This is a genomic window from Pseudoalteromonas sp. CuT4-3, assembly GCF_035666335.1.
Lineage (GTDB): Bacteria > Pseudomonadota > Gammaproteobacteria > Enterobacterales > Alteromonadaceae > Pseudoalteromonas > Pseudoalteromonas atlantica.
On record NZ_CP142030.1, the window covers coordinates 2,138,420 to 2,158,607 of the forward strand.

The window sequence follows — 20,188 nt, forward strand, 5'->3', positions numbered from 1 at the left end:
CACAAAACTAGCCTCTATAGTAAATAGAGTCAATATTATTTTGAATACATATTCACATTCTTGAATATTTCTCACTTCATGGCAAGATTTCTTTTTTACCCATAAGTTTTAACAATTAGCGCTTATTTGCGCGTTATTTTTTCATGACACTGGTGTCAATTTTAACATTTTGTAAAAACAAAGGCGCCAAAGCAATACCCTTTACGTAAACGTAAAGAACCAAGTCCATGAATAAATATTCACTAATTTCCCGCAGGTTCAGTTAACATTTAGATAGTTTAATGCGTTTTAAATAAATTAGAGGCTTAGGATCACGCTTTTTTAGCGTTCATTAGTATAGTTATTAATTGTTGTGACGTTTTTAGTGCAGATGTAGTGAATTTTTATTTATTACCAATTCGCTTGATTGAGCGAACTATTGTAAGGCTGGAAAAGCGTGTTGATCGCAGGGCAAAAAACTCGCTATTTGGTTGTTCGAAAAAGAATTCTTTAACGCAAATAGCGACACATTTAGCCCCGTAAATTGATTACGTCTTATTGCGCATTGATATAAAACTCATATTTTAATTAAAATTCGCGCTTATATAAGTAGCTTTGTTGCTTACTTATCCTGACTAGGTGCACCTAAACGAGGAGCAAGGGCTGAGTTTGCTAACTATTGAGCACAGATTAATGGTTATAATCACCCACTGATGGGCTGTTCAAGAGATTAAGACGTAAGAAAGTTAATAGGCACAAAAAAGCCACGTAAAACGTGGCTTTAATAATCTAGCAAAGTAGCAATTACTCTGCGTCAGCTTCTTTATACTTAGCTGCAGTTTCAGTGATCAGTGGCTGTAATTCACCACGTTGAAACATTTCAATGATAATGTCACAACCACCTACTAATTCGCCCTCAACCCAAAGCTGTGGGAAAGTAGGCCAATTTGCGTATGCTGGTAACTCAGCGCGAATATCTGGATTAAGTAAAATATCAACATAGGCAAATGGTTCGCCACATGACATTAGAGCTTGTGACGCTTGTGAAGAAAAACCACAATTTGGTAATTTAGGCGACCCTTTCATGTAAAGGATAATTGGGTTTTCTGAAATCTGCTGTTTAATTTTATCAATGGTTTCCATCTACAACCTCAAAATGACGATAGCTTGATATACCTAGGGCTTGAAAATAAATCATTGTGGCCACAGATATATAACTTAAAATGGGCAAATAAAGCCGCAATTGAAATAGTCTTTAGCAATAGCATTGCTGTTTGCTTAAACTTGAGTAAAATACTCAACAATTATAGTAACACTATATTTTCGTTTGGTATAGGTAAGTGGTCTGTTCTATCAGGCATTACGTACTATCAAGCGAGTTATCAACCAAAAGAAGATGGAGATAAAAAAATGGCATTTGAACTACCGTCACTACCATATGCAATTGATGCACTTGAGCCTCATATTTCACAAGAAACTCTTGAGTATCACCACGGTAAGCACCACAACACTTACGTTGTTAAATTAAACGGTTTAATTCCAGGTACTGAATTTGAAAATAAATCTTTAGAAGAGATTGTTTGTTCATCTGAAGGTGGCGTATTTAACAACGCTGCACAAATTTGGAACCACACTTTCTACTGGAACTGTCTATCTCCAAATGGCGGCGGCGAGCCAACAGGTGCTATCGCTGACGCTATTAACGCTAAATGGGGCTCTTTTGACGCGTTTAAAGATGCATTAAACGACAAAGCGGTTAATAACTTTGGTTCTAGCTGGACATGGTTAGTTAAACTAGCTGACGGTTCATTAGATATCGTAAACACGTCTAACGCAGCAACGCCGCTTACAGACGAAGGTGTTACACCAATCCTAACTGTGGATTTATGGGAACACGCTTACTACATAGATTACCGTAACGTTCGTCCTGATTACCTTAAAGGTTTTTGGGCGCTTGTTAACTGGGAATTCGCGAACGCTAACTTCGCTTAATTAGCTATTATACGCTGATTTAAAAAGACGCCTCGGCGTCTTTTTTTATGCCTTTATAAAATTAAAACCGCCTTTATACGCGCTAAATTGCTAATTTAGCCACATGATCTTTTTTCACTTAAATTTTTAATTTTATTGCACAAAAATATCAATCTCTGACTAAACTTTAAAAAGTAAGCACCTTTTTAAAGCGGGTTTCGGAGGTTATTATGACTATTTTTGAGCACTACCAAGCACGATACGAAGCAGCACAAGAAGAAGAATACAGCATTAGCGAATTTCTAGAAATTTGTAAAAATGACAAATCAGCTTATGCCAGCGCCCCTGAGCGTTTACTTATGGCAATAGGCGAGCCGCAAATGGTTGATACCGCAACCGATGCACGTTTAAGCCGGTTATTTTCTAATAGAGTGGTTGCACGCTACCCTGCCTTTGCAGACTTTTACGGCATGGAAGATGCCATAGAACAAATTGTCTCCTACCTAAAGCATGCGGCTCAAGGCCTAGAAGAATGCAAACAAGTCCTTTATTTACTCGGCCCTGTTGGGGGAGGAAAATCTTCAATTGCAGAAAAACTAAAATATTTAATGCAACAAGTGCCTATCTATTCAATTAAAGGCTCTCCGGTAAACGATCACCCTCTCAGTTTGTTTGACCCAGTAGAAGATGCCAACGTTCTCGAAAAAGAATACGGTATTAAACCACGTTATTTAAAAACGATTATGTCGCCATGGGCTGGTAAACGATTAAAAGAATTTAACGGCGATATTAGCCAATTTAGAGTCGTCAAACGCTACCCCTCTATTTTAAATCAAATAGGTATAGCCAAAACCGAACCCGGTGATGAAAATAATCAAGATATTTCTGCATTGGTAGGCAAAGTAGATATTCGCCAGCTTGAGCACTTTGCTCAAAACGACCCCGATGCCTACGCCTACTCAGGCTCTTTATGTTTAGCAAACCAAGGTTTAATGGAGTTTGTAGAAATGTTTAAAGCCCCTATCAAGGTGCTGCATCCACTCCTTACCGCAACGCAAGAGGGTAACTACAACGGTACTGAAGGTATTAGCGCTCTGCCCTTTAACGGCATGATTTTAGCCCACTCAAATGAGTCAGAATGGCAAACATTCAAAAATAATAAAAACAATGAAGCGTTTTTAGATCGTGTTTATATTGTAAAGGTCCCTTATTGTCTGCGCGTGACCGAAGAAATAAAAATCTACGACAAACTTATTCAACATAGTGAACTTGCCAGTGCACCGTGTGCACCAGGTACGCTTAAAGCGTTAGCGCAATTTACTACCCTATCTCGATTAAAAGAACCTGAAAACTCTAGTATTTACTCAAAAATGCGGGTCTATGATGGTGAAACCCTAAAAGATACCGACCCTAAAGCAAAGTCTTATCAGGAGTATCGTGATTACGCAGGGGTAGATGAAGGCATGACCGGCCTTTCCACTCGTTTTGCTTTTAAGATTTTGTCGCGCGTATTTAATTTTGATACTACCGAGGTTGCAGCTAATCCGGTGCATTTATTTTATGTTTTGGAGCAACAAATAGAGCGTGAACAATTTAGCGCCGAAGTGGAAGAGCGCTATTTAAGTTTTTTAAAAGGCTATTTAATTCCGCAATATGTTGAGTTTATTGGTAAAGAACTACAAACCGCATATTTAGAGTCATACTCTGAATATGGCCAAAATATTTTTGACCGCTATGTGATTTATGCTGATTTTTGGATACAAGATCAAGAATACAGAGACCCAGATACAGGACAGTTATTTGACCGCGCCTCGTTAAATGCAGAACTTGAAAAAATAGAAAAGCCCGCCGGCATTTCTAATCCCAAAGATTTTAGGAACGAAATAGTTAACTTTGTATTACGTGCACGCGCTCACAATAATGGTAAAAACCCGTTATGGACAAGCTACGAAAAACTACGCACTGTGATTGAGAAAAAAATGTTCTCAAATACCGAAGATCTACTGCCTGTTATTTCCTTTAATACAAAAACCTCCGCTGAGGATCAACAAAAACACGAGGACTTTGTTAACCGCATGGTTGAAAAAGGCTACACGCAAAAACAAGTGCGTTTACTTTCTGAGTGGTATTTACGGGTTAGAAAATCGCAGTAACCTTCATGTAGTTTAGGGGGAACAGTATGGCGCATTTTATAGATAGACGCTTAAATGGTAAAAACAAAAGCACGCTTAATCGTCAGCGCTTTATTAGGCGCTATAAAAAGCAAATAAAAGAAGCAGTGTCTGATGCGGTTAATAAACGCAGCGTTACCGACTCAAGTTCAGGGGAGAGTATATCTATCCCGCAACGAGATATTAGCGAGCCCATTTTTCACCAAGGCAAAGGGGGCGACAGAGAACAAGTTCACCCTGGCAACGATCAATTTTCAACAGGTGACAAAATTGAGCGCCCTAAAGGCGGCCAAGGTGGTGGCGCAGGCGATGGCGATGCAAGTGATTCAGGCGAAGGCCAAGATGACTTTGTGTTTTCTATTTCTAAAGATGAATACCTTGATTTACTCTTTGAAGACCTAGAGCTGCCCAACTTACAAGAAAACCAGCTAGATAAGCTTGTACAAATGAAAACTCATCGGGCTGGTTTTTGTAGCGATGGTATGCCCAGTAATATTGATATAGTACGCTCATTACAGGGCTCACTCGCCAGAAGAGTCGCCATGAGCGCGGGTAAAAAAAGGCGCCTAGCAGAGCTTGAAGGCCAACTTGCGATGGAGCGTGAGCAAGCCGACAGCGACCAAGCCATCATTGCGTTATTACAAGAGGAAATTGAACAACTTAAACAGCAAATAAAAGCCGTACCATTTATTGATAATTACGACTTACGTTTTCGTAATTATGAAAAACGCCCCCACCCCACCAGCAAAGCCGTTATGTTTTGTATTATGGATGTATCAGGCTCAATGGATCAGGCCACAAAAGACATGGCAAAGCGTTTTTATATTTTGCTGTATCAATTTTTGACCCGAAGTTATAAAGACATTGAGGTGGTGTATATACGCCACCACACACAAGCTAAAGAGGTCGACGAACAAGAGTTTTTTTATTCTCAAGAAACTGGCGGCACTATTGTCTCCAGTGCCCTTAAATTAATGAACGAAATAATAAAAGAGCGCTATGATTCAGAGCAATGGAATATATACGCAGCGCAAGCATCTGATGGCGATAACTGGGCAGACGACACCCCACACTGCGGTGAAATATTACGCAATAAGCTACTTAATGCGGTACGCTACTTTGCCTATATAGAAATTACCACGCGTGCGCACCAAAGCTTATGGCGCGAATATCAAAACATCACCCAAACCCATAGCAACTTTGCAATACAACATATTCAAAGTGTTGAAGACATTTACCCTATGTTTAGGGAGCTATTTAAAAAAAATCGTCAACAACAAGGGGCTGCTTAGCCTAAGCGAGGTTTACTATGAGCACTGAACGAATTAGCGATGGCCCAGATTGGACCTTTGAGCTGCTTGAGCAATATCAAACTGAAATAGCCCGTGTTGCAGCGCATTACCGCTTAGACACTTACCCTAACCAAATTGAAGTAATAACAGCTGAGCAAATGATGGATGCTTATTCAAGCGTAGGCATGCCTATAGGCTACAGCCATTGGTCATATGGTAAAAAATTTATACAAACCGAACAAAATTATAAGCGTGGGCAAATGGGGCTGGCTTACGAAATTGTGATTAATTCAAACCCCTGTATTGCTTATTTAATGGAAGAAAACACACTCCCTATGCAGGCACTGGTTATGGCGCATGCCTGTTATGGCCATAACTCATTTTTTAAAGGAAACTACTTATTTAAAACATGGACTGACGCAGACTCCATCATAGATTACTTAGTGTTTGCTAAAAATTACATTAGCCGCTGCGAAGAAAAATACGGTATTACACAAGTAGAAAGCTTAATTGATTCATGTCACGCATTGATGAATTACGGCGTAGATAGATATAAACGCCCGCAGCAAATTTCCCTTTTTGAAGAACAAAAACGCCAAAAAGAGCGTGAAGACTACATGCAATCTCAAGTAAACGAGCTATGGCGCACTATCCCCGCTCAACAGCAAGAAGCTAAAAAGCAAGAGAGGCATTTTCCGCAAGAGCCGCAAGAAAACATTTTATACTTTATTGAGAAAAACGCGCCTTTATTAGAGTCTTGGCAGCGAGAAATAATACGTATTGTGCGAAAGATATCGCAATATTTTTATCCGCAAAAACAAACCCAAGTGATGAACGAAGGCTGGGCTACCTTTTGGCACTACACCATTTTGAACCATTTATATGATGAAGGTAAATTAACCGACTCCTTTATGATGGAGTTTTTGCAAAGCCATACCAACGTGGTTTATCAGCCACCTTATAACAGCAATTACTATTCAGGTATAAACCCGTATGCATTGGGTTTTAATATGATGGTGGATATTCGCCGTATTTGCGAAAACCCAACAGATGAGGATAGACGCTGGTTTCCTGAATATGCAGGCACTAATTGGCTAGACACACTGCATTTTGCGATGGAAAACTTTAAAGATGAAAGCTTCATAAGCCAATTTTTATCACCTAAGTTAATTCGTGATTTTAAGCTATTTACTATTGTCGATCACAGCCGTAACCCACATCTAGAGGTAGGCGCAATACATGATGATAGCGGTTATCAGGCTGTACGCGAAGCGCTTTCAGCACAATATAACTTGAGTAATCACGAACCTAACATTCAAGTATATAATGTTGATGTTAGAGGCGATCGTTCTTTAACGTTGCGTTATGTTCCTCACAATAACATCCCCCTTGCTGACTCGCATAAAGAAGTGCTAAAACACCTGTATAGGTTATGGGGGTTCAAGGTTCAATTAGAGCAAGAGACCAGTACAGGCGATGTGTCTACTCTTGGCCAATGCCCAGCAGATGATACTCGCCATACTACAGAGTAAATAAAACGGCTGATAAAAACGGCACTTTAACCAAGCCCTTGTTAAGTATTTACTGCCAAAGCTTGCAGCGTAATTAGATGCATCCTTGGTTACTTTAATTTAGCAGTAATATTACCGCTGCCTTAATTTTAGCAGCGCATAAAAATGACGCTTATGCGTCATTTTTTATATCCTCAAAATCGGTTACTCTGTTACGGCCATGCTCTTTTGAGTGATACAGGGCTTTGTCAGCGGCTTCAATCCACCGCTCATGTTTTGCAAAGTCAGGGCTATTTCCTGCAAAACCAACACTCACAGTCATCTCTATTTTTGTGTTTTTATAAACAAAAGGGTTGGCTTCTATTAACGCTCTTATGCGCTCGGCAAATGTTGCTGCGCCTTGCTTGTCGGTATCGAGTAAAGTAACAACAAACTCCTCCCCACCATAACGCCCTGCTATATCGGTTTCGCGAAGCGTCGTTCGTAGCAGTTCTGAAAGGTGGCGTAGCGCTTCATCGCCACAACTATGGCCATGCTCATCATTAATTTTTTTAAAATGATCGATATCAAACATCAATAATGTGCTGCTGCCACCGCTGCGCTTAACACGCAAAAACTCTTGGTGCAGTGTGCTTTCCCAATGCCCACGGTTAAACAGCTGCGTTAAGCTGTCGGTTTGGCTTACTTGCTCTAAACGCTTATTTAAATCTTCTAATTCTTTTTTATTGACTGCCACATCGGTAACATCATAAATAATGATACAAATATGACTGACCTCACCCAGAGTGTTGGTAAGTGGAATAAAGGTCGCATTTTGGTACATGTAATCCGCTTTACCGGTAATGGGGCGGTAGTTTTTAAAACGAAAGATGTAAGGTTGCTGCTCCCAGATAGTAAAAGAGCGGTTTTTAAGTACAAATACAGACTCTGACTTGCTTCTAAACCATTTCTCATCAATCGAAGGAAATAAATCAAATAGGTCTTTGTCTTTTACAGCACTTGGTAATAGCCCAGAATGGTTTTCCATAAAGCCATTCCACACACACACTTTATAATTTCTATCCAGTACAACCAGGCCCACATCAACCGTGTTAAACATATCCATTAACCAATGGATCTCATTCATTTCTAAATCAGCGGCCATAACTTAGTCTTCTAATAGGTAAGCAACTTTGTATTTCAAAGTTTTAAGTGAATCTTCGGTAAATAACAGCATAAGATCGCAGTTAATATCGTGGTTTTCGATGCCGTAGCTTATTTCTATCGCTAAGGTTCTTTGCCAACGAGATTTATTTGATTTAACCAATTCAGATACATCGCGATGTTGGCCAAGTACAATGGGATGACCTTGGCTAAAAGACATATCTAGCTGTTTAGAAAGCCCCGTTAAAATTGAGCCTATTAAAATATTACTAATATCCATAAGTAGCTCAAGCTCAACTTTGTCGTTCAGCTCACCGTCGTAATTCATCAGTGACGCAATTTCTTTAAAGCTTGAGTCGTTTAATAAAAGTAATGCCTCGCCCGATACGCCACCGCCAATAAAGCCTTGGCACACCCCTGATGTGGCAGCATTATTGTCAATTGACTGCAGCGCCATATCCAGTTCATTAACTTCAAGCACATTCACATTCGGAATTGGCAGCTCTACAAACACATTCAAAAGCCGTGCAAGCAAATCGCCTGCTTGGCCCATAGCGACATTTGTAAGCTCTTGGTATATATCGCGCACATCTGGGTCTACTTGTTCACCTAAAGAATGAGCAAGACGCTCGCGCATGGCTTTATCTTTAATGCCATGATGCTCGATAATATCGGCAAGTTTTTCAGGTGAGCAAGGTTTTTGGATAAAATCAATGGCGCCTAATTCAAGTACGCGTTGGTGCGCATTTGGCTGAATATCGCCAGATACAACCACGGTTAGAATATTAAGGCCTTGCTCTTTCATGGCCATAAGGACTTCGTAACCGTCCATTTCAGGCATGTTTAAATCAAGAAAAAGGATTTCAGGCTCGATTATTTTTAGTTTTTTGATGCAATCAACACCATCTTGAGCAAACTCTACTTTAATATCCCAGTCATCTGGTAAAGAGCGGGCTAGCTGGCGCCTCGCTAATTTTGAGTCGTCACATATTAATACGGATGTTGACATACTATCTCTCTATTATTTAACCCAATGTTGTCAATAGGCCTTATGACTTTATTAAAGATACATTTTGTAACTACATGTTAATAAAAGTTCATGCAGTTTACAATTTATATATCACAGAACTTATTATTACTTTTACAGTGATATTTAATCGCTTGGTCAGTGATATTGAGTATAATACACTCAAACCTATTGCGTTAATTTAAAAGGAAATAACCTATGGTACGCTCTCTTATTTTTGCACTAAGCACACTGGCTTTAAGCTCAGTTGGGCACGCATCACAGTACCCAGAAAACACGCTTGATGCAGGTAAGGTCTCTGCTCAGGGTAAGCCTGTCACTTTGTTAGGTAAAGGTGTAAGTGTAGGTGATAATGCGCCAAATTTTAAAGTGGTTGATGGTGGTTTTGCCCCTGTAAATCTTAATGATTATAAAGGGCAAGCTGTATTAATCAGCGTAGTGCCAAGTTTAGATACTGGCATTTGTAGCTTACAAACCAAACATTTTAATGAAAAAGTAGCGACGCAATTTCCTGCTATCGCAATACTGACCATCAGTGCCGATTTACCTTTTGCTCAAAAACGCTTTTGTAATGCTGAAAACATCGACAAAGTAACAGCTCTTTCTGACTCTGTATGGCGAGACTTTGGCCAAAAATATGGCTTAATTATAAAAGATATGGGGCTACTAACTCGCGCTGTGCTTATTTTAGATAAAAGCCATACAGTGATATACAAACAGCTCGTGTCTAATTTATCTACCGAGCCAAACTACGACCCAGTAATAGAAAAGCTAAAAACGTTATAGGTAACAGGGCGTGTTGACCTTTGGTGGTTTAATTTTAAATTGTTAAAAGCTACTAAATACAAAAAAACCGCCCAAGGGCGGTTTTTTAATACCTAAGCTGTGTTTAGATTATATTAACCTAAAAGCTCTGCTAGTTGCTGGCTTACTGTTTCAACAGCTTGCGTACCATCAATTTTATGGTACTGCGTGTTACCTGCTTGCGCTTCAGCTTGGTAGTAATCAACCAATGGCATAGTTTGCTCATGGTAAATAGCTAAACGTTTACGAACTGTTTCTTCCGTGTCATCTGCACGAATAATAAGCTCTTCGCCTGTTTCATCGTCTTTACCTTCCACTTTTGGTGGGTTGTAAACAACGTGATAAACACGGCCAGAGCCAGGATGTACGCGACGTCCACCCATACGCTCAACAATTACTTCATCAGCAACGTCAAACTCAATAACGTGATCAACCACAACGCCATTTTCTTTCATAGCATCTGCTTGTGGAATAGTACGTGGGAAGCCATCAAGTAAAAAGCCTTGTTCGCAGTCTGGTTTAGCAATACGCTCTTTCACTAAACCAATGATGATATCGTCAGAAATTAACTGACCTGCATCCATTACTTTTTTCGCTTCTAAGCCAAGTGGTGTACCTTCTTTAATGGCTGCACGAAGCATATCACCGGTAGAAATTTGTGGAATACCGTATTTGTCCATTAAAAACTGAGCTTGAGTACCTTTACCAGCACCTGGCGCGCCCAAAAGAATAATGCGCATATCATTGTCCCCTAGTATGGATATTTATTTTAAAGCCTGAATTCTTCCACAAGCGCTGCAGATACTCAAGCAACTTATACTAATTGCCTACTTTAGAGCGCATAAAAAAAGGAAGCATACGCTTCCTTTATAATTATGGTTATATTTTAGGCTCTTTTAGCAATTAAAAGAGCCTGTTAGCCTTACTTATTTAAATCAAGCATTAACTTGTTTAAACGTGTTACGAACCCGGTAGGATCTTTTAATGTACCGCGTTCAGCAAGTAAAGCTTGGTCTAGTAATACATGAGACCACTGTGCAAACTTATCTTCGTCTTGCTCATCGTTTAAGTGCTTAACTAACTGATGCTCAGGGTTAAGCTCAAACACTGGCTTAGCCTCTGGTACAGGTTGCCCTACTGACTCCATAAGCTTTTGCATTTGCGAGCTCATGTCGTTCTCATCGCTAACCACACAGGCAGGAGAGTCTGTTAAGCGATGCGTAAAGCGTACTTCTTTAACTTCTTCGCCTAGCGCTGTTTTAATGCGCTCAATTAAGCCTTCTACTTCTTTTTCAGACTCTTCTTGTGCTTTTTTCGTTTCTTCGTCGTCAAGCTTACCTAAATCAAGGTCGCCACGGGTAATTGACTGGAATGATTTTTCGTTAAACTCAGTTAAGTGGCTCATCATCCACTCATCAACACGGTCACTTAGTAATAATACTTCGATGCCTTTTTTGCGGAAGATTTCTAAGTGCGGCGAGTTTTTAGCCGCTGTAAACGAATCAGCAACCACGTAGTAAATTTTATCTTGCTCATCGTTCATACGCTCAATGTATTGCTCAAGCGATACATCTTGTGTTTCTGAGTCGGTATGCGTAGATGAGAAGCGTAACAATTTAGCAATGGCTTCTTTATTCGCTGTATCTTCTGCTGGGCCTTCTTTGATTACTTGGCCAAACTCGTTCCAAAATGTTTGGTAGTCTTCGGCTTTGTTTTTAGCCATACGCTCTAGCATTTTTAAGATACGAGACGTACACCCTTTACGAATCGCTTGCGTTACTTTGTTATCTTGTAAAATTTCGCGCGATACATTTAGTGGTAAATCGTTTGAATCAAGCAAGCCTTTTACAAAGCGCAGGTAGCTTGGCATAAACTGCTCAGCGTCATCCATAATAAAGACACGTTGAACATACAGTTTTAAGCCACTTTGGCGCTCACGGTTCCATAAATCGAACGGCGCTTTTTTAGGGATATACAATAAGCTTGTGTACTCAGTTTTACCTTCTACTTTATTGTGCGCCCAGTTTAGCGGCTCTTCCCAATCATGGCTTACATGCTTGTAAAACTCTTTGTATTCTTCATCAGAAACCTCTGACTTATCACGTGTCCATAAAGCGGTTGCACGGTTAATGCTTTCCCATTCACCTGGAACTGCTGGGATTTTTTCGCCGTCTTCGCCTTCAGACTCAGGCACTTCTGCTTTATACATTTGTACAGGCGTAGAAATATGATCTGAGTATTTAGTAACGATGCTACGTAAACGGTATTCATCCGCGTATTCTTTTTCTTCTTCACGCAGGTGTAAAATGATATCCGTACCACGGCCTTCTTTTTCAATTTCTTGTAACGTGTACTCACCTTCACCTTGTGATTGCCACTCGTACGCTTGTGTTTCACCCGCTTTACGCGTGCGCACTGTCACTTCATCAGCCACAATAAATGCCGAGTAAAAACCAACACCAAATTGACCAATTAATTGCGAGTCTTTACTTTGGTCACCGGTTAAGTTTTTGAAAAACTCAGCAGTACCCGACTTAGCAATAGTTCCTAAAGAGCTAATCACTTCTTCACGCGTCATACCAATACCATTGTCAGAAATGGTAATTGTGTTCGCTTCTTTATCTGCGCTAATACGTACACGTAAATCGGCATCACCTTGGTAAAGGTCGCCATCAGAAAGCGCTAAAAAGCGTAGCTTATCGGCGGCATCTGATGCATTTGATACAAGTTCACGTAAAAATATTTCTTTATTCGAATATAACGAATGAATCATTAAGTTTAATAGTTGTTTTACTTCTGTTTGAAAGCCTAATGTTTCTTTTTGTGCTGCAGTCATTTATGTATCTCCAATTAGCAAAGTGTCTGCGTTATGCACTTAATATGGGGTGAGGTGGAGTAACTTCAAGGGAAAAATTTAAAAAAGCAGCTTTTGCGCTGACATAAATAAAAAGCCACATAAAAATGTGGCTTTTAGAGTTAATTACGGTGTATTTTTAGCGTGCTGGGCTTTTAAAGCGCTGACTTGTTCGTGCAAATAATTAGCACTTACCTGCTCAGCTTCAATCGGCTCTCCCACACTCACCGAGACTAAAGACCATTTAAGGCGTGGTAGTTGCCACTTGGCTTTACGGCTAAACATACTGCCCCACAAGCCATCTAAGTGAACGGGCACAACAGGCACAGGTGTGCGCGCTATAATCCGCTCAATGCCCCGCCTAAACATGTCCATTTCACCATTGCTTGTTAGTTTTCCTTCAGGAAAAATACCAACTAACTCACCGCGTTCAAGCGCTGCGGCAACCTCATCAAATGCTTTTGCAAACGCCTTTGGGTTGGCTTTTTCGCTATCAATTGGAATAGCTTTTGCCATTTTAAATAGCCAATGCAGCGCTTTTGAGTAATAAATGGGAGCAAACACCATAAAGCGTATAGGCCTAGGCGAAGTGGCTAAAATAAACATCCAATCTACAAAGCTTACATGATTAGCTACAATAACGGCTGCACCTTCGCTTGGAATATTTTCATGCCTTTTTGTGCGCACGCGATACATGCATATGGCTAAAATATAGATAACAAAGCGCAAGAAAAATTCCGGCACCTTAGTGTAAATATAAATAGAGATAAGCAAATTAAGCCCCGCCAAAAGCAATAGTAACGACGAAATATGCCACTCTAAAACAAAGAGCGTTACAATACTTAATATGGCACTGCCAACCATAAAGAGCGCATTAAGCACATTATTAGCAGCAATCACCCGTGAACGACTTGCCTCCTCGGTACGCTGTTGAATAAGCGCATACAGCGGCACAGTATAAAAACCGGATGCAATACCAATACCTGCCATCCAAACAAAATGCCATACCATGTCGCCTGTATTGAGCACTTGCTTTAGGGTTAATAAGTTTTCAGAGGGCGCGATATATTCACTAATAGCCGGCTCTTGGCTTAGTAAATACAAAAATAGCGTAATTAAAATAGCGCCAAAAGGTACAATGCCCAGCTCAATACGTGAGCGCGAAAGCTTTTCGCACAACAAAGACCCCACGGCAATGCTTAGCGAAAACACCACCAGCGCACTGGTTACCACGAGTTCATCGCCACCCATTACATGCTTAACGTAATTAGGTAATGCCGTTAAAATAACCGCGCCTATTAGCCAAAACCAGCTTATACCCAACACCGATTTACCAACCGATTCTGTTTGAGCATTAAGCGCTTTAAATACATTTTTAGTGGATGAAAAAATATTATAGGTAAAGTGCAAATTAGGATTATTGGCTTGGCTTATAGGAATAAAGCGGCTGCTGAAAAAGCCAAGTACCGCAAGTATCAACACGGCAATACTAATAATTGTTGGACCTGTTGTTTGAGTAATGTAATAGGTGCCAAAAATAGTACCAATTAAAATAGCGACAAAAGTGGCAGACTCAACCAAGCCATTGGCTTTTGTTAATTCGTTAGGTGCCACATGTTGCGGTAATATTGAATACTTAAGCGGGCCAAAAAAAGTACTTTGCAAGCCCATAAAAAACACGGTGGTCAGCATTAGCCACACATATTGCGTAAAAATAGAGGCTGCGCCAATAACCATAACCGGTATTTCGCAAAATTTAACAAGCCGGATCAGCTTTGATTTTTCTGTTTTTTCGGCTAATTGACCCGCCATTCCTGAGAATAAAAAAAACGGTAATATAAATAAGCCCGCTGCAAGGTTTGAATACAGCGCACCATCGCCAAGGGTTGCAGCTTGAAACACTAACAATATAAGCACGGATTGCTTATACACATTATCATTCATAGCCGACAAAAACTGCGTTAGAAATAGCGGTAAAAAGCGCTTACTGCTGAGTAAGCCGCCTTTATTGTCGTGTTTATTATTTTGCATAGTACTCCTTACTAATCAGATAAATTCCTGATGTTTTTATAGCAACTTGAGCGATATTTTTAAGGCGCGTGAGCCGTGCAACTATCACGTTATCTTGTTGTTAGTCAATAATTTATAACACAACGTTGCCAAGTTTAACTCATTTATTAATTTAATATGATTACCGGCAAACTCACACACGTTATACGGTAATTAAATAGCAAACACAAAAAAGCCCACATATTTTACTATGTAGGCTTTTAAAACGATTTCAGATAGTTGTGTTAGTCCTGCATAACCGCTCGGCGGCCACTAAATGCATGCATTAACGTTGTGCCATCTACTAAATCAAGCTCGCCACCAACAGGTATACCATGCGCTATACGCGAGGCCCCTACTTTATATTTATGGCAAAGCTGGGCAATATAATGTGCAGTGGTTTCGCCCTCAACCGTAGGGTTGGTAGCTAAAATCACTTCGTTAATACCGCCGTGCGAGAGCTTTTGTTCAAGTATATCAAGGCCTATTTCTTTAGGGCCAATACCGTCAATTGGCGATAAATGCCCCATAAGTACAAAATATAAACCAAGGTATTGGCCTGTTTGCTCTATTGCCAACACATCGGTAGGCGATTCAACAACACACAGCACACCACTGTCTTGGCGTTTTGTACTTAAGCAAATATCACACTGCGCTTGCTCAGTAAAAGTGCGGCACGACTGACAATGCCCAACCGCGCCCATGGCTTTGGTCAATGCGTTACCAAGTTGAGTACCGCCTTTACGATCGCGCTCTAATAAATGAAACGCAATGCGCTGAGCCGACTTAGGACCAATACCCGGTTGGCAACGTAGCGCTTCTATAAGCTGCGTTAAACTATCTGAAAGTTGCATATTTGCTTAAAACGGCATTTTCATACCTGGTGGTAATTGCATACCGCCAGTTACTTTGCCCATACGCTCTTGCGTTTCGTCAGCAACGCGGCGAACAGCATCGTTACATGCTGCAGCAAGTAAATCTTCAATCATGTCTTTGTCGTCTTCCATAAGGCTTTCATCAAGCTCAACACGACGCACGTTATGATTACCAAGCATGGTTACTTTTACAAGGCCTGCGCCGGCTTCGCCAACAACTTCCATTGTCGCGATTTCGTCTTGGGCTTTTTGCATGCGCTCTTGCATTTGCTGCGCTTGCTTCATCATGTTACCCATTCCACCTTTAAACATAATTTTCTCTCTTTCTTTTAAACTCTAGTTGTCATGAAGATAAGGGCGATTGTATTTAATTACAATGCCTGAATACTGTTTTCGTCAATTTCGGCGCTAAATAGCTGCTGAAATTGTACTATGTTTTCATCAGATGTGATCACATCAATTGCTTGCTGGTGTCGCCCTGCATCTATTTTTTGCTGAATTAAATAAGGCGAGTCAATCACCCCTTTTGCAAAGTTAATACTCAGCGATACGTTATGCCCGTAAATGCTTGATAACGCCGCATCGAGCTTTTGCCTAAGCATGGGCGTATCTAAGTGTTTTTGCGATTCATCCACGTCAATATGTAAACTGTCGCCTTGCTTGGTAAAAATCGAGTGTAATGCAAATTGGCGCATTCGCCCACCAAGCCCCATACGCTTAATTAAATAAGCCCACTCATCTTGCTGATGCGCAAATTTAATCTCGCTAATTGGGCTTTGAAAATCATCTGGGACCGGTATAGCGGGCTCTTGCTCTATTACCTCAGGCTTTTTTTGCGGATTAATTTGCTCCAGCAGCTCAGGCGCTAAGTTTTCAGTAATTGTTTGATGCTTTTCTTTAAAATCAACCTTACGCGCTGGCTGGCTTTGCGTTACTGGCTCAGCTGGCGTTTGGCTCCCTGTTACAGGGAGCGTTGGCTTTTTTTCGCTATCGCCTTGCGCATGGTCATGCCATGGCGGTGAATCGTTTTGTGACTCACTCGCTTGCGGGCTTGTATTGTGTGGCTTTGCTTCGCTGTTAGGCGTAGCTTGGGCAGGTGTTTTTGGTGTTTGCGCTTGCTCAGGGGTATTTACACTCCCCCCAGAAAGCCTGCCTGCCCCCGATATATTTCTATCCCGTAAAATTCGCGCAATTGCTGATTGTGCTTGAGCTTCTTGTTCACGCACACTGCTATCTTTAGCATCGGCGTTTTCAGGCGCGGGTTGTGTGTGTTGCGCTACAGGTGCTGGGTTATAACCTTGATCCACCGCACTGCTCATAACATCATCAAATTGTGCGGCTAAGCTTTGCTCCATATTACTGTGTTGCAGATAAGCATCGTCTTCACTTTGGCGCTCAGCAGCATCGTCACTCTTAGCAATGTGCTCACTTTGCCGCACAGGGCTCGGTATATCGTTTTGCGGGCTTTGAGCCGCAGATGATACGCTGTTGCTGTGTTGCTCACTTGGCGAGCGTGTTAGCTGCTCTGTGGGCGGTTGCTCTCCTGGTTCATCAATTGTTTGGCTTTGCGCATTACTTTGGTTTTGGCTTTTCTCAACCATTGCTTGCGAAGCAGGGGTTTCGTCTTGCGATGGTGTTTTATTTTTATTTAATATATCACGCAGCGCATCGGCACGGCCTTTACTACTGGTAGGCGCAGACGTGGCTGCACTTGGTGTGACACTAGGCTCATGAAGCGATTGAGCAAGCGTTGTACCTGCAGATTCAAATGCTAATAAGCGCAGCATTATCATTTCAAAGCCTAAACGAGGCTCTGGCGCCCATTGTAAGTCTTTTTTACCGTTTAATAGTAACTGGTAATAAACCTGTATTTGTTGAGCCTGGGTGTGCTGTGCAACATGGCTAATATAATCGGCATTTTTATCATCAAGTTGCGCTGCTTGCGGGACAAGCTGAGTTAATTGAATAAGATGAGTTAATGCAATTAAATCATCAAGTAGTGCAATATAGTTAGGATTACGGCTCGCAACTTGGGCTATTTCGTCCATCAGTGCGCCACCATCTTGTGCTAACAAAGCAGCAAGCAAACTTTGGCTGTAATGGGTGTCCATTAAACCAAGCATAGCTTGTACGGCTTGATTGTTTATGTCGCCGTTGGTTTGCGCAATAGCTTGATCTGTTAAGCTCAACGCGTCACGCATACTGCCATCGGCGGCTTTTGCTATAATACTTAGCGCATCTTTATCAAAGTTTAACTCCTCTTGAGTAAGTACATGCTCAAGCTGAGTTTTAATTTCGCTTTGCGAAAGTGCATTTAAGTTAAACTGTAAACAGCGTGATAAAATGGTAACAGGTAACTTTTGCGGATCAGTGGTTGCTAGTAAAAACTTCACATGCTCTGGCGGCTCTTCCAACGTTTTTAATAACGCGTTAAAGCTATGCTTAGAGAGCATGTGTACTTCATCTATTAGGTATACTTTGTAACGTCCACGCGTGGGTGCATATTGAACGTTATCAAGAATTTCACGAGTATCTTCTACTTTGGTGCGAGAAGCGGCATCGATTTCAAGTAAGTCAATGTATCGCCCTGCTTCTATGTCAGTACAACTGCTACATTGCCCACAAGGAGATGCCGATATACCCTCATCACAATTTAAGCTTTTAGCAAAAATACGCGCAATGGTCGTTTTACCCACACCACGGGTTCCAGTGAATAAATAAGCGTGATGCAGTCTATTTTGCGTTAGCGCATTAACAAGCGCTTGCTTTACATGAGACTGGCCAACCAATTCATGAAAGGTTTGCGGACGCCATTTTCTCGCTAGAACCTGATAACTCATCAATTACTCGCCTTCAAACTCAACCAGTTTTAAGATTTTAATACCCATTTTTTCTATACGCTGCTCACCACCAAGCTCTGGTAATGAAACAACAAACGCTGCATCAGTGGCTGTGCCGCCTAATTTTGCAACTAGCTTTGCTGTGGCTTCAATTGTGCCACCGGTAGCTAATAAATCGTCAACTAATAATACTTTGTCGCCTGGGACAATAGCATCAACATGAAGCTCTAATGTGTCTTCACCGTATTCAAGTAGGTAATCTTGGCGAATCACTTCGCGTGGTAGCTTGCCTGGCTTACGAACAGGAATAAAAGGGATCCCTAACGCGTAAGATAGCGGTGCACCAAAAATAAAGCCGCGAGATTCTGTACCAATAATTTTTGTAAAGCCTTGGTTTTTATATTCGTTTATAAAAGCATCGATTGTTGCTTTAAAGGCTTCTGGATTTGCCATTAGTGTTGTTACATCACGAAACATAATGCCTGGTTTAGGATAGTCGGCAATGGTTGCGATACTGTTTTTAATAATAGCGGGTGTTACTTGAGTCATAAGTTTAATTGCTCAATAGTTTATATTTCAAAGCAGCTGATTATAACCTTAACTGACGTTAAAATGCGAGTTTGCTGTTATTAATACCGAGGTGGTATGAAAATTATAAGGGTGGAGGAAGAAAAGAAGCTTAAGGCTGATAAAAACAACAGCCTTAATAGAGCAAGGAGCTTTAAGTTAGGCTTGTGATCCAGCCTAAAATCGCATTTAAACAGCCAATACCCACAAAAACTGCTAAAAAAGCAATAAAGTAAGTAGCGTTAAACGGATCTTTAAAGTCTTTATCATCTGACATTGGTATAACCTTTTTTTAAGCACGACAAATAAGGCTGCCATGATAGACGAAGTAAAAACATCTATAAAGACCTTAATGTTGATTTTTTGTCACGATAATACCGCGCTCGCACATTGCATTAAGCGTACTTAACGCACCATGCGCAATTTGTTGTTCGCTAAAATTAGGCGCATGCACTAAAACCTGCTGGCATACACTCTCAAAGTCAATGCCCGCATTAGATTCTATTATTGAAAGTAGCAAGGCGGTCATTGCATTTGTAGCTAAAAACTGTACGTCGTCGTTATCATCTCTGTATACAACAAAGTAATTAGGCTCCTCAGATGGCGTGCTGGGTTTATACTCTGTGCTGATATTTTGCACCGCATATTGGTAGCTTAAATTACGCGCTACACTCGATAAGTAAAGTGCAGAACTGGTTAGTTCAGTGCTTTTTAAGCGTTGCTCATTGGTATCTTCATTAGCCACGGAAACATCAAGCTCTATCCACTCATAATGTGCCAGCTCCAGCATAAATGCATAATCGTACTCTTGCAGGGTATAGCTGCTCGATAAGTAATTAATAAACTCCCCTGCTATGTCTAAAAAGTAAGGCGACTTACAGTCATGCTCACTAAAAAAAGCCCGTATTAATTTTTGCCATTGCTGCTGTGTATATAAAGTTTTAAGCACCGGAAAACCAGATGAGATAAACCCTGCAATATTACTAAAAAATAAGTCACGGTAAATCGCCATGCGTCTATCTTCAATATCGTTAGGCTTTGGATTATGCTCAGGCTCACGTATGTGCGCCATAAACTCATTTTGGCTGTCAATAAAGCTCATATT

17 protein-coding genes are annotated in these 20,188 nt (G+C 40.8%); 5 read left to right on the forward strand and 12 right to left on the reverse strand.

Going from position 1 to position 20,188, the window contains the following annotated elements; translation table 11 throughout:
• Positions 1-783: 783 nt before the first annotated feature.
• Positions 784-1,122: a Grx4 family monothiol glutaredoxin gene (locus VOI46_RS09760; protein ID WP_004588110.1), complete on the reverse strand. Its 339-nt coding sequence runs from the start codon at positions 1,120-1,122 to the stop codon at positions 784-786.
• Positions 1,123-1,389: 267 nt separating this feature from the next.
• Here VOI46_RS09760 and VOI46_RS09765 point away from each other — a divergent pair, with 267 nt between their 5' ends.
• From VOI46_RS09765 to VOI46_RS09780, 4 genes are all read left to right on the forward strand, one after another.
• Positions 1,390-1,971, forward strand: coding sequence for a Fe-Mn family superoxide dismutase (locus VOI46_RS09765; RefSeq protein WP_004588111.1), 582 nt, complete (start codon positions 1,390-1,392; stop codon positions 1,969-1,971).
• 209 nt (positions 1,972-2,180) lie between these two features.
• The gene (locus VOI46_RS09770; protein WP_004588112.1) at positions 2,181-4,103 is read left to right on the forward strand and encodes a PrkA family serine protein kinase; all 1,923 of its coding nucleotides are present in this window, start codon (positions 2,181-2,183) and stop codon (positions 4,101-4,103) included.
• Positions 4,104-4,129: 26 nt separating this feature from the next.
• A complete protein-coding gene (locus tag VOI46_RS09775; RefSeq protein ID WP_004588113.1) occupies positions 4,130-5,413 on the forward strand; it encodes a YeaH/YhbH family protein in 1,284 nt (427 codons plus the stop codon).
• Positions 5,414-5,430: 17 nt separating this feature from the next.
• On the forward strand, positions 5,431-6,945 hold the full coding sequence (locus VOI46_RS09780; RefSeq protein WP_004588114.1) for a SpoVR family protein: 1,515 nt from the start codon (positions 5,431-5,433) through the stop codon (positions 6,943-6,945).
• 151 nt (positions 6,946-7,096) lie between these two features.
• Here VOI46_RS09780 and VOI46_RS09785 read toward each other — a convergent pair whose 3' ends face one another.
• Both VOI46_RS09785 and VOI46_RS09790 read right to left on the reverse strand, forming a co-directional pair.
• Positions 7,097-8,068, reverse strand: coding sequence for a diguanylate cyclase (locus tag VOI46_RS09785; RefSeq protein ID WP_004588115.1), 972 nt, complete (start codon positions 8,066-8,068; stop codon positions 7,097-7,099).
• Positions 8,069-8,071: 3 nt separating this feature from the next.
• A complete protein-coding gene (locus tag VOI46_RS09790) occupies positions 8,072-9,076 on the reverse strand; it encodes a response regulator (protein WP_004588116.1) in 1,005 nt (334 codons plus the stop codon).
• A gap of 216 nt (positions 9,077-9,292) precedes the next feature.
• On the opposite strand from VOI46_RS09790, the gene tpx reads away from it, so the two are divergent.
• On the forward strand, positions 9,293-9,880 hold the full coding sequence (gene tpx / locus VOI46_RS09795) for a thiol peroxidase (RefSeq protein WP_004588117.1): 588 nt from the start codon (positions 9,293-9,295) through the stop codon (positions 9,878-9,880).
• A gap of 113 nt (positions 9,881-9,993) precedes the next feature.
• Here the strand turns inward: tpx and adk are convergent, their stop codons facing one another.
• The 9 genes from adk to VOI46_RS09840 form a co-directional block, all read right to left on the reverse strand.
• On the reverse strand, positions 9,994-10,638 hold the full coding sequence (adk, locus tag VOI46_RS09800; protein WP_004588118.1) for an adenylate kinase: 645 nt from the start codon (positions 10,636-10,638) through the stop codon (positions 9,994-9,996).
• Positions 10,639-10,820: 182 nt separating this feature from the next.
• On the reverse strand, positions 10,821-12,734 hold the full coding sequence (htpG, locus tag VOI46_RS09805; RefSeq protein ID WP_004588119.1) for a molecular chaperone HtpG: 1,914 nt from the start codon (positions 12,732-12,734) through the stop codon (positions 10,821-10,823).
• Positions 12,735-12,878: 144 nt separating this feature from the next.
• Positions 12,879-14,783 carry an MFS transporter gene (locus tag VOI46_RS09810; RefSeq protein ID WP_004588120.1) on the reverse strand — a complete coding sequence of 635 codons (1,905 nt, stop codon included), beginning with the start codon at positions 14,781-14,783 and terminating at the stop codon, positions 12,879-12,881.
• Between the two features lie 263 nt (positions 14,784-15,046).
• Positions 15,047-15,655, reverse strand: coding sequence for a recombination mediator RecR (gene recR, locus VOI46_RS09815; RefSeq protein ID WP_004588121.1), 609 nt, complete (start codon positions 15,653-15,655; stop codon positions 15,047-15,049).
• Between the two features lie 6 nt (positions 15,656-15,661).
• Complete coding sequence (locus VOI46_RS09820; protein ID WP_004588122.1) at positions 15,662-15,988, reverse strand: YbaB/EbfC family nucleoid-associated protein; 327 nt, start codon at positions 15,986-15,988, stop codon at positions 15,662-15,664.
• Between the two features lie 59 nt (positions 15,989-16,047).
• Entirely contained in the window at positions 16,048-18,516 is a 2,469-nt protein-coding gene (gene dnaX / locus VOI46_RS09825) for a DNA polymerase III subunit gamma/tau (protein WP_004588123.1), read from the reverse strand.
• A gap of 3 nt (positions 18,517-18,519) precedes the next feature.
• On the reverse strand, positions 18,520-19,065 hold the full coding sequence (gene apt, locus VOI46_RS09830) for an adenine phosphoribosyltransferase (RefSeq protein ID WP_004588124.1): 546 nt from the start codon (positions 19,063-19,065) through the stop codon (positions 18,520-18,522).
• 172 nt (positions 19,066-19,237) lie between these two features.
• Entirely contained in the window at positions 19,238-19,360 is a 123-nt protein-coding gene (locus tag VOI46_RS09835; RefSeq protein ID WP_004588125.1) for a hypothetical protein, read from the reverse strand.
• A gap of 72 nt (positions 19,361-19,432) precedes the next feature.
• Positions 19,433-20,185, reverse strand: a complete 753-nt coding sequence (locus tag VOI46_RS09840) for a putative DNA-binding domain-containing protein (RefSeq protein ID WP_004588126.1) — start codon at positions 20,183-20,185, stop codon at positions 19,433-19,435.
• Positions 20,186-20,188 lie beyond the last annotated feature (3 nt).

What these genes read in the sequence shown, in the direction of transcription:
- VOI46_RS09810 (WP_004588120.1), bottom strand. Translation starts at nt 14,783, where the DNA reads ATGCAAAATAATAAACACGACAATAAAGGCGGCTTACTCAGCAGTAAG.
- recR (WP_004588121.1), bottom strand. Translation starts at nt 15,655, where the DNA reads ATGCAACTTTCAGATAGTTTAACGCAGCTTATAGAAGCGCTACGTTGC.
- VOI46_RS09760 (WP_004588110.1), bottom strand. Translation starts at nt 1,122, where the DNA reads ATGGAAACCATTGATAAAATTAAACAGCAGATTTCAGAAAACCCAATT.
- apt (WP_004588124.1), bottom strand. Translation starts at nt 19,065, where the DNA reads ATGACTCAAGTAACACCCGCTATTATTAAAAACAGTATCGCAACCATT.
- VOI46_RS09770 (WP_004588112.1), top strand. Translation starts at nt 2,181, where the DNA reads ATGACTATTTTTGAGCACTACCAAGCACGATACGAAGCAGCACAAGAA.
- dnaX (WP_004588123.1), bottom strand. Translation starts at nt 18,516, where the DNA reads ATGAGTTATCAGGTTCTAGCGAGAAAATGGCGTCCGCAAACCTTTCAT.
- VOI46_RS09820 (WP_004588122.1), bottom strand. Translation starts at nt 15,988, where the DNA reads ATGTTTAAAGGTGGAATGGGTAACATGATGAAGCAAGCGCAGCAAATG.
- VOI46_RS09840 (WP_004588126.1), bottom strand. Translation starts at nt 20,185, where the DNA reads ATGAGCTTTATTGACAGCCAAAATGAGTTTATGGCGCACATACGTGAG.
- VOI46_RS09835 (WP_004588125.1), bottom strand. Translation starts at nt 19,360, where the DNA reads ATGTCAGATGATAAAGACTTTAAAGATCCGTTTAACGCTACTTACTTT.
- VOI46_RS09790 (WP_004588116.1), bottom strand. Translation starts at nt 9,076, where the DNA reads ATGTCAACATCCGTATTAATATGTGACGACTCAAAATTAGCGAGGCGC.
- htpG (WP_004588119.1), bottom strand. Translation starts at nt 12,734, where the DNA reads ATGACTGCAGCACAAAAAGAAACATTAGGCTTTCAAACAGAAGTAAAA.
- VOI46_RS09780 (WP_004588114.1), top strand. Translation starts at nt 5,431, where the DNA reads ATGAGCACTGAACGAATTAGCGATGGCCCAGATTGGACCTTTGAGCTG.
- adk (WP_004588118.1), bottom strand. Translation starts at nt 10,638, where the DNA reads ATGCGCATTATTCTTTTGGGCGCGCCAGGTGCTGGTAAAGGTACTCAA.
- VOI46_RS09785 (WP_004588115.1), bottom strand. Translation starts at nt 8,068, where the DNA reads ATGGCCGCTGATTTAGAAATGAATGAGATCCATTGGTTAATGGATATG.
- VOI46_RS09775 (WP_004588113.1), top strand. Translation starts at nt 4,130, where the DNA reads ATGGCGCATTTTATAGATAGACGCTTAAATGGTAAAAACAAAAGCACG.
- tpx (WP_004588117.1), top strand. Translation starts at nt 9,293, where the DNA reads ATGGTACGCTCTCTTATTTTTGCACTAAGCACACTGGCTTTAAGCTCA.
- VOI46_RS09765 (WP_004588111.1), top strand. Translation starts at nt 1,390, where the DNA reads ATGGCATTTGAACTACCGTCACTACCATATGCAATTGATGCACTTGAG.